Source organism: Corynebacterium sp. MSK195, assembly GCF_030228885.1.
GTDB lineage: Bacteria > Actinomycetota > Actinomycetes > Mycobacteriales > Mycobacteriaceae > Corynebacterium.
In genome coordinates this window covers 23282-29281 of sequence record NZ_JASPGT010000016.1, presented here as the reverse complement: position 1 = coordinate 29281, position 6000 = coordinate 23282, and the positions used below count along the sequence as shown (strand labels likewise).

The window sequence follows — 6000 nt, the reverse complement described above, 5'->3', positions numbered from 1 at the left end:
AGTACCTAGGCATGGTGGTAGATTACCTTTCTTCCCAACCCAACCGGGCTGGATATCAGGTGTCTACCTAACGGGGGTCAGGTCCCTCCGCCCTAAAGATGCTGTCCGGCTTCGATGATGACATCGCCCGCGATTGCACTCGCACTGTCAATCGGCTTCGCAGTGTCCTCACCCAGATCTACCCCAGCCTGGAACGAGTTTTTGCTGGTAGCACCCTGACTCGCACGCCGATCCTGGAATTATTGATCCATTACAAGGGACCGCAGGGGCTAAAAAGAGCCGGATACCAACGAGTGTTGAACTGGATGATCAAGCGCACACGTAAAGACCCCACCCCGCTGGTAGACGACATTTTTACAGCGCTGAAAGCTCAAACAGTCACCGTGCCTGGAAGCGATGCCGCCGAGTTAGTAATTCCTCAACTGGCTGCAAACATCCAGGCCCTCAAAGAGCAACGAAACACCATTGCTGAGCAGGTTGAAGAGATGCTCGCTGATTTCCCTCTTTGTGAGGTCTTGATGAGTATGCCCGGAGTCGGCATCAAGACCGCAGCGCAGATCCTTCTTGCGATCGGTGATGGCTCCGACTTCGCTAGTGCTGGCCACTTAGCTGCTTATGCTGGAATAGCACCCGTGACTAGACGATCCGGTTCGTCGATCAGAGGTGAATTCCCGGCACGGTCAGGCAATAAACGACTGAAAAACGCCTTGTTCTACTCCGCATTCGCAGTTATCCGCAGCCACGAACCGTCACGGCGGTATTACGAACGCAAACGCGCTGAAGGAAAACGCCACAACGCAGCAGTCATCTGCCTGGCACGACGCCGATGCAATGTCATCTACGCGATGCTGAAAAACAAGGAGTTCTTCCGCGAAATCCCGCCACGCCCCGTCGCCGCATAAAGCCCCAAAGACGAAGCCGACCAGCACACGCTGGCCGGCTCCTAGGCACGCCTAAGAAACTACTCCCAAGACTGTGCTCGTCAACATCGGTCTGGCACTTGACAAAAACATAGGGACACCCCCCCTTAAGCCTCCTAATGTTCACGGTTTCGCAACCTCCGCGCAAAGTCCTTCTTCTACCGTGGTTAGGTCACTTATCACCGTCTCTCACGAAGGACCTTTCATGCGTACTCGTGCTCTCGCCGTCGCTACCGCCATTGCCTGTGCCGTAACCCCAGTGCCCGCACTGGCGACTGGTGACACCACCTACTACTCCACCAAGCAGCATTATGAGCCGCAGGGCTCCGATTACGCCTCAGCGCCGGAAGGCTTCCACCAGATTTATACGTCTACCGTGGACCGTCACGGCTCCCGCGGGCTGTCCGGATTCAAGTACGACGACTTGGCGCAGCAGATGTTAACTCGCGCCCAGGAGCACGATCAGCTCACCGAATTGGGTGAGAAGCTCATTCCTCAAGTCGAGGCAATGATCACTGTGAACAAAGAACTGGCCGGAGGCACCGGTCAGGAGGCCGGCTACGGCAACTTGACGGTGGTGGGCCGGGAGGAGCTGCAGGGCGTCGGCAAGCGCAATGCCCAGCGCAACGCCGCGCTGCTGAACAGCATCGACAAGGAAGGTCTAAAGGTTAAGTACATCTCCTCCGGGGAGGACCGCGCCAACGATTCTGGGTGGAACTTTGGCCAAGCGTGGCTGGAAAAAGAACCGATGCTCGCAGACAACCTTGTAGACGGCATGAAGGACGGCCACGTCAACATTGAGACGCGCTCAGACCTTATGTACGCCCACAAGGACAAGCAAGCGCCGTCCTATAAGAAGTACTCCGAGTGGAAGGACTCGGATGTTCTGGAGGCCAAGGTGGATGAGGCCTATTCCAAGCCGGCCTCCCAGAAAGCGGCGCGCAGCCTACTGAGCAAGATCTTCACCGAAGACTTCATCGCCGGCCTCGAGGATGGCTCAATCAACTTTGTAGGGCGCGAGAACGACGAGAAGACGGTAGAGGGCATCGTGGATGCTGCCCTGCAGTTCTACAACCTCTACATCATCGCTCCAGCCTTGGCACACGAAGCCAAGACGCCGGCCGAGGGCTGGATTTTTAACCAGTATATAGATGATGCCAGCGGGCCGACCTTTGCTTACCTACTCGACGTAGAGGACTACTACCAGAAGGGACCGGCTATTGCGGGGCAGACGGTGGCATACGACAACTACGAGCCACTGTTGAAGCACATGATACAGGGAGTCAAGGACCGTGCCGCAGGCGGCGAGGTGGCGGCCGAGTACCGCTTCGGGCACGCGGAGACCATTATCCCGCTCGCCGCACTCCTCAAGCTTCCCGGCTCTGAAAAGGGCACGCCAGCTGACGAGCTGTATTCCTGGGAAAACTCCGATTGGCGTGGGGACAAGGTCTCTCCCATGGGCGCGAACATCCAGTGGGATGCCTTCCAGAACGAGCGCGGAGACACCTTAGTGCGCATGCTCTACAACGAGAAAGAGATAGCCTTCCACGACGGTTGCGAGCCCATCGCTGAGGGCTCGACATTCTATACCATTGACGAGCTGGAGGCCTGCCTGCCGCTGGGGTCGACCTCTGATCACTCCAAGGCACGCATCGAGGCGCCAAAGCACCCGCAGGATTCAGACTCCAGTTCTTTGTCCTCCAACGCCTCAATCTGGGGCATCATCGCCGGGGTTATCGGCGCTATCACCCTAGCCGCGGGCGCGATGAGCGCTCACATTCCGCAGATTCGAGCACTGGCCAAGCAATTCGGTATTCCGCTGCCGTTCTAAAACGGTGCGGGAACGGCCTAGCGCTTGGTCACGTGCACATCCACGCCGCCGAATAGGCTGAAACAATTCACAATGATTTCGGGTGCGTCCACCGGCAGGTCATTCGGGTGGATGGCACCGGTCTCTACCTTGAGGTCGTGACCGCCAAAAAGCCCGAAGCCGCCAACGCGAACGCGGAAGCCTTCTGGAATGTAGACATCGGTGCCGCCGAAAAGACCCACGGCGTTGATGGTGGTAGTTCTATTGCGCAGGCCAACACCCGCTAGGTTAATGTCCATGCCGCCGAAGATGCCCATGGCGGTAAGCTCACGGTCCACTGCTCCACCGTTGACCGTGGAGCCACCAAAGATCCCCAAGGCAAGGGACTGCGACTGGCTCGCCGAAGGCCGAATCTGTTTCATTGCCTGTTTTACTTTGGCAATGGCATTGGATTCTTGATTGCCAGAATAAATGGCAGCAGCCTCACTTTGAGCACCAAAAAGAAGTACCTCTGGGTCTTCTACAAGGTCAGCCAAGGGATCGATAAGCTCACCTCGGGTCGTAGCGTTTACACAGGCAGCCGAGCGCTTTTCGAATTCATCGAAGTCAATCTGCCCAGCCGACAGTGCATCCCCTAGAATGTCTGCGGCCTTCATACGATCCTGGTGATTACAGCGGATATCCAGCGGTTTCATGCCTGTTATTATATCCGCTATACCCACTATTCGCGCAGGCTATTCCTTAGTCTGGGCCGCTTTAGAGGTATCGACTTCTGGCAGGAAATCTTCCATGCGCTCGCCTACTCCAGTCAGCTCCGCGATGGCGGCTACGGCGCGTTGCGCGCCCTTGCCATCGCCGTAGGGGTTAACGGCGTTGGCCATGGCTTGGAAAGCGGCGTCGTCGGAAAGCAAAAGCTTAGCCTCGGCCACGATGAGCTCACGGTTGGTACCCACCAGCTTTACGGTGCCGGCAACAACGGCCTCGGGACGCTCGGTGTTTTGGCGCATAACTAGGACCGGCTTGCCCAGCGCGGGAGCTTCCTCCTGGACTCCGCCGGAATCAGTAAGGATGATGGTCGCGCGGTTTTGCAGCTGGGTGAACTGGTCGTACGGCAGTGGATCGGTAATGATGATATTCGGCAGGTGCTCAACCTCTGGGAGAACCGCCTCGCGCACCTTAGGATTCAGGTGCAAAGGCAGGGCGAAGTTAATCTCTGGGTAGGCCTCAGCCAGATCCTTGACTGCGCCGCCGATCTCCTTCATAGCTTCCAGGTTTTCGCGACGGTGGGTGGTCACAACGACGAGGCGCTTGTCGGAATCTGCGGCCTCCTGCAGAGCGGGATCCTCGAACTTGGTGTCCCAGGATGCTGCTTCCAACAAGGCATCGATGACTGTGTTGCCGGTGACCACAATGTCCTTGGAGCGCACATTCTCGCGACGCAGGTTTTCCATCGATCCAGCGGTAGGAGCCAAGTGCAGCTCGGCTACCTGGCCGATGAGCTTACGGTTAGCCTCTTCTGGGAACGGCGAGTGAATATCGCCGGTACGCAGGCCCGCCTCCAGGTGCACAATCTTTACGCCGCGGTGGAAGCCGGCGAGTGCTGCGGCCATGGCGGTAGAGGTATCGCCCTGAGAGATAATGACGTCCGGCTGTTCTTCCTCAATGATGGAATCCAGACCCGCAATCGCGCGGGAGACAATTTCATTGAGCCCCTGGCCCGGCTTCATCAGGCCCAGGTCATGCTTGGGAGTGATGCCGAACATGGAATTGACCTGCTCCAGCATTTCCTTGTGCTGACCGGTGGAAACCGGGATGGAGTCAAAGCGCTCATCGTTATCCAGCGCCTTGATAACTGGGGCAACCTTGATGGCCTCCGGGCGGGTGCCGTAGATGGTCATTACCTTGGGCTTAGTCATTACTCATTTCCTTTTGGTTGATGGGGATACTTCTTTATTGAACCATGCGCGGGAGCGTTGTACCCCCGCGAAGTTTGTTGGAATCGTTAGCCGCTGACGCTCACGCCGCCGTCTGGAGTGATGGTCACCGTGGCAGCCATGGCGCGGGCTAGGTCGAGGCGCTGCCACGAGCCGCCTTCTGCCTGCCAGTCCAGCGGGTTCCCGGCAGGGCGTGCGGTCTGGCGTAGCACCTCGGCGCGTTGGTCCCAGCTGAGCTCTGGATGGGATGCGGCAAGCAGCACAGGGGCGGCCTGTGGGACGACCATCGGGGCGTCGGTGCGGTAGCGCGGGGCGAAGTCATAGTCCATGAACTTCGAATATTCGGCGACCGCATCCTGGGTGGAGCGGTAGTCAGCACCCTCTTCCCTATCCTGGGCCACCAATTCTTCCACCGTTTTGCCGGTGCGCCACTTGATCTCTTTGCGCACCTCCATCGAGGCTTGCCAGAGGGCGTTGCGCATGCGCTTGTCATTCAAGCGGTCGGCCGCGGCGGCCTGGCCAGTCATGCGCCCGCCGATGACATCCAGCGGGTAATGCACGCCCAGTACTACGCGGTGGTTGCCGGCTTCCGCGCCGCGCAGCATGAGCTGTGGGCCTACCTCGGGCAGCATGAAGGACATCAGCGTGGTGATCCACGTTGCTTGATTGGTATGGCCCGAAGGGAAAGCTGGCGAAGTGGGATAGAGATCCTTGGAGCCATCGTCGTAGCGCTTAATCGCCTGCGGCGCGCGCTGGTACGGGCGCTGATAGTTGAAGTAGTACTTCTCAGACATCGTGGAATTGGCCAGCCCGCCTGCGCGTGCGGCGTAGCCATTGCCTAGCAGGTATTCGGTTTTGGGCAGGCGGTGCTCGGCCAAGGCGGCGCGGAAGGCATCGCCTAGGTTCTTGCCCATGGAATCAGAGACGGCATTGAGCACGCTGGTCGAGCTGGCCTTGGCATCGGCCTGCGCGCGGCGGATCAGAGCGGGGTCGCCGGCTGCGGCGTTATTGATGGCTACGGCCTTGTCCATATTTTCCTGGCGGATTTCTGGCTGGGCCTTGATGTGGTCAAAGAGCTGGACTACCTGCCAGTAGTTGCCAAATTGATAAGACGAGACATCGGATTCAAAGCCCGCGATATAGTCCGTGCTAAACGGCTCTGGAACCGGGGCGCCGGGGTGCTGGACTGGAGCTGCGCCGGTGGTGTGCTGGGTGACGGGCTCACGCAGCTGGGGCACGGTGACGGGAAGAGCGGCGGCCGCCGGTGCGAGGGTTATAGTCAGTCCAGTAGCCGCACATAGGGCGAACACGCGGGCTGCGAGTCGAAGTTTATTCC

General features: G+C 58.6%; 4 protein-coding genes and 1 pseudogene. 2 read left to right on the top strand and 3 right to left on the bottom strand.

Annotation, left to right across the window (positions count from 1 at the left end):
• Nucleotides 1–92: 92 nt before the first annotated feature.
• Nucleotides 93–902, top strand: a pseudogene (locus QP909_RS11100) (IS110 family RNA-guided transposase); the annotation flags it as partial.
• Nucleotides 903–1125: 223 nt separating this feature from the next.
• Nucleotides 1126–2751 (top strand): histidine-type phosphatase, encoded by a 1626-nt coding sequence (locus QP909_RS11095; RefSeq protein ID WP_284767262.1) that lies wholly within the window; start codon nt 1126–1128, stop codon nt 2749–2751.
• A gap of 17 nt (nt 2752–2768) precedes the next feature.
• Here the strand turns inward: QP909_RS11095 and QP909_RS11090 are convergent, their stop codons facing one another.
• The 3 genes from QP909_RS11090 to QP909_RS11080 form a co-directional block, all read right to left on the bottom strand.
• Nucleotides 2769–3425, bottom strand: a complete 657-nt coding sequence (locus tag QP909_RS11090) for a DUF1707 SHOCT-like domain-containing protein (RefSeq protein ID WP_284767261.1) — start codon at nt 3423–3425, stop codon at nt 2769–2771.
• 39 nt (nt 3426–3464) lie between these two features.
• Nucleotides 3465–4646: a non-hydrolyzing UDP-N-acetylglucosamine 2-epimerase gene (gene wecB / locus QP909_RS11085; RefSeq protein WP_284767260.1), complete on the bottom strand. Its 1182-nt coding sequence runs from the start codon at nt 4644–4646 to the stop codon at nt 3465–3467.
• A gap of 86 nt (nt 4647–4732) precedes the next feature.
• Entirely contained in the window at nt 4733–5974 is a 1242-nt protein-coding gene (locus tag QP909_RS11080; RefSeq protein WP_284767259.1) for an acid phosphatase, read from the bottom strand.
• Nucleotides 5975–6000: the final 26 nt, after the last annotated feature.